Raw genomic sequence first — 3,412 nt, forward strand, 5'->3', positions numbered from 1 at the left:
GCCGGGGAGGTTCACGAGACCGTCTATCCGGTCCGGTTTCACGACCTGGATGCCAACGGGCACGTCAACAACGCCGTCTACTTCGAGTGGGTCTTCGAGGCGACCCCGATCGACCTCATGGCCTGGGGCCCGAGATCGATCTCCGCCTCGTTTCGCGCAAGCGCCAAGTTGGGCGACGTCCTGACGGTCCGGGCCCGCGAGCTCGGGGGGCCCCGCTCCGGCGAGGCGCGGACGTTCGTCTACGAGATCGCGGGAGCGGCCCGCGGGAGCGGCCGATCCCTGACCACGTTTTCCTGCGTTTGGGGGCCGCACCGCTCATGAATATCGTCATCGTCGGAGCCGGGGAGGTCGGGCGCAGCGTCGCCGCCACCCTGGCCGCGGAGGGGCACGACATCAACCTGGTGGAGCAGAACGAGGAGCATGCGGAGCACGTGGCGGAGGAGCTGGACGTCCGCGTCGTCTGCGGCAACGGGGCACGGCCCCAGGTGCTCTACGACGCCGGGGTCCGGGAGGGCTGCACGGTCGACCTTCTCGTGGCCTGCACGGATCGGGACGAGGTCAACATGCTCTCCTGCTGGATCGCACGTCATGCGGGGGTCCGCAGGGTCATCTCCCGGGTGCGGGGGCTCGAGTTCACGGACTCCCCGACCTGGGGGCGGGACCTGGGCATCGACCTCATGCTCTCGCCCGAGCGGTCCGTCGCGCGGGAGATACTGGAGCTTCTGTCCGTCAGCACGGCCGTGCGGACGGCGGAGCTGCTGGGCGGCCGTGCGGCCATCTACGCCTTCCGCATTGCGGAGGGCTCCCCTCTGGTGAATCTCTCCCTCAAGGAGATTCGCAGGGACCATCCGGACCTGGTGGCGATCGTGGTCTACGTGGAGCGCTCGGAGGGGGAGCGGTCGGAGGGCGAGAATATCGTACCGGACGGCGACACGGTGCTGAAGGCCGGGGACCTCTGCTACGTCGTCTCCTACCGGGAACAGGTCTGGATGCTGGAGAGGCTCTTTCAGCTCAGGAGCACCCGGCCCCTGCGCAAGGTGTTCGTGGTGGGCGGGGGCAAGCTGGGCTATCAGGTCGTCCAGAGGATCCAGAAGGAGTACGGCAACGTCAGGATCCGTCTGATCGACCACGACCCGCATCAGTGCGAAAAGCTGGCCGGGGAGCTGGGCGAGGCTCTGGTCCTGAACGGGGACGGGGCCGACCGGGCGCTCCTGCTGGAGGAGGGCATCGAGGAGGCGGACGGCTACGTCTGCGCCACGGACTCCGACGAGGTCAACCTGGTCTACGCCGCCATCGCCAAGTCTATGGGGGCGCGCAAGAGCATCGCGGTCGTGCGGCGGCATCTCTATCAGGACATGCCGAACCACATGCCCGTCGATGCCGTGGTGGACTCCAACGAGGCGCTGGCCGCGATGATCCTGAGGACCATCCGCTACCCCGGGCACGCCCGGGCCCTGTCCATCATCGAGAAGATCGACGCGGAGATGCTGGAGATCGTCCTGCCCGCGGAGCACGGCCTGACGGACATCCCACTTGCGGAGCTGAAGCTGCCGAAGGGGGTCCTGGTGGCGCTGCTGGGCAGGCAGGAGAAGGTGGTGGTCCCGAACGGGGCCACGCGGCTTCAGGCCGGCGACCATCTCATCCTGTTCGCCTCCACGCCCCTCATGCGCGAGGCGATGGAGCTGTTCGGCGGGGCCGACGGGGAGCGGTCATGAGGCTGGGCGTCGTCCTTCGGGTGCTCTCGCTCATCTCGCTCATCGTCTCCCTCTTCATGATCTTCCCCCTGGCCCTGGCGGTCTGTGACGGGGCCGCGGGCCGACTTGCCTTCCTCGCCTCCCTCGCCGTCGGCCTGCTGATCAGCCTCGGCTTCTTTCTGGCCGGAAAGCGCGGGACCGACTATCAGCAGCTGGGCATCCACGAGGCCATCGCCGTCGTGGGGTTCTCCTGGGTGATCGCCTCGGCCGTCGGGGCCCTGCCCTATCTGTTCTCGGGCGCCGCGTCGACCTACGCGGACGCCTTCTTCGAGACCATGTCGGGGTTCACCACGACCGGCGCCACCATCCTGACGGACATCGAGGGGCTTCCCCGTGGGCTCCTCCTCTGGCGCAGCCTGACGCACTGGATAGGCGGGATGGGGATCATCGTCCTGAGCCTCGCCGTGCTCCCCTTCCTCGGGGTCGGGGGGATGGAGCTCTACAAGGCGGAGGTCCCCGGCCCGACGCCCGAGAAGATCACCCCGAGGGTCCAGCAGACGGCCCTCTACCTCTGGGGCGTCTACGTCCTGCTGACCGCACTGGAGACGGCCTTTCTGACCGCCGGGGGCATGGGGTTCTTCGATGCCCTGAACCACAGCTTCTCCACCATCGCCACGGGGGGTTTTTCGACGAAAAACGCCTCGGTGGGGCATTTCCACAGCGCCTACGTCGAGTGGGTGATCACCGTCTTCATGTTCGTCTCCGGGATCAACTTCTCCCTGCATTTTTTGATGCTCACGGGGCGCTTCCGCGGGGTCCTTCGGGACGAGGAGCTGCGTTGCTACTCCGTCCTGGCCGTTGCGGCCTCGGTCGCCATCGCGTTTTTCCTGCTTCGCCAAGACCTCTTCGATCGGATGGAGCCGGCTCTGCGCGCCGCGGCCTTTCACGTCGTGAGCCTGATGACCACCACGGGGTTCGTTACGACGAACTACGACCTGTGGCCGGAGTTCGCCCGTTTTCTTCTGCTCCTGCTGATGATCGTCGGGGCCTGTGCGGGCTCCACCGGCGGAGGATGCAAGGTCGTGCGCTTCCTGCTGCTGGGGCGGCAGATCCGCGCCGAGGTCCGCAGCCTGCTGCATCCCAGGGCGATCGTCAATACGCGGGTCAACGGCCGGGTGATTTCGATACGGTCCCTGAGCTCCGTCACAGCCTTCTTCATGCTCTACATCGCCATCCTGGTCCTCTCCACCCTCGTGCTGACCGCTTTCGGACACCCCAGGCTGGACTTCGTGGCCTCCCTGTCCGGGGTCGTCGCCTGCCTCAGCAACGTGGGGCCGGGGCTTGCCTCGCTGGGGCCGGCCGAAAATTTTTCCTGGCTGCCCGAGGGAGTCAAGTGGATCCTCTCGTTCTGCATGCTGGCCGGACGGCTGGAGCTCTTCGCCGTGATCCTCCTGTTCGTGCCGGAGACCTGGACGCGCTGAGCGTTCTCGAAGGAAACGCCGCTTGAGAATGAAAAGGCCTATTTATCAAGAGTAAATTTCGGGTAAAAATCTCCAACGCTTCCCTAAGGAACGCCTCCCCCCGACTCTGGTAGAATGGGTGGCGTGTCCCGCCGGGGTGCGGGGGTTTTGGGGAAACTTTTCGGTTCAACGGCTTTTTGCCGTTTCTTCGAGAGGTGCTGACGGTTATGATGATGGGTTTTAGTGATGGGTCTGATC

General features: G+C 66.0%; 2 protein-coding genes and 1 pseudogene. All 3 read left to right on the top strand.

From position 1 onward, the window contains the following. Positions 1–321, top strand: a pseudogene (locus Q0176_RS03875) (acyl-ACP thioesterase domain-containing protein); the annotation flags it as partial. Continuing rightward, positions 318–1,715 (top strand): Trk system potassium transporter TrkA, encoded by a 1,398-nt coding sequence (trkA, locus tag Q0176_RS03880; RefSeq protein ID WP_299299421.1) that lies wholly within the window; start codon positions 318–320, stop codon positions 1,713–1,715. The pseudogene Q0176_RS03875 and the gene trkA, both read left to right, overlap by 4 nt. Next, positions 1,712–3,175, top strand: a complete 1,464-nt coding sequence (locus tag Q0176_RS03885; RefSeq protein ID WP_299299423.1) for a TrkH family potassium uptake protein — start codon at positions 1,712–1,714, stop codon at positions 3,173–3,175. Before trkA ends, Q0176_RS03885 begins: the two co-directional genes overlap by 4 nt. Positions 3,176–3,412: the final 237 nt, after the last annotated feature.

Origin of the sequence: uncultured Fretibacterium sp., assembly GCF_938040765.1 — a bacterium.
GTDB lineage: Bacteria > Synergistota > Synergistia > Synergistales > Aminobacteriaceae > CAJPSE01.

Bases quoted from the DNA above. Each gene is read 5' to 3' on its own strand.
- trkA (WP_299299421.1), top strand. From the start codon at position 318: ATGAATATCGTCATCGTCGGAGCCGGGGAGGTCGGGCGCAGCGTCGCC.
- Q0176_RS03885 (WP_299299423.1), top strand. From the start codon at position 1,712: ATGAGGCTGGGCGTCGTCCTTCGGGTGCTCTCGCTCATCTCGCTCATC.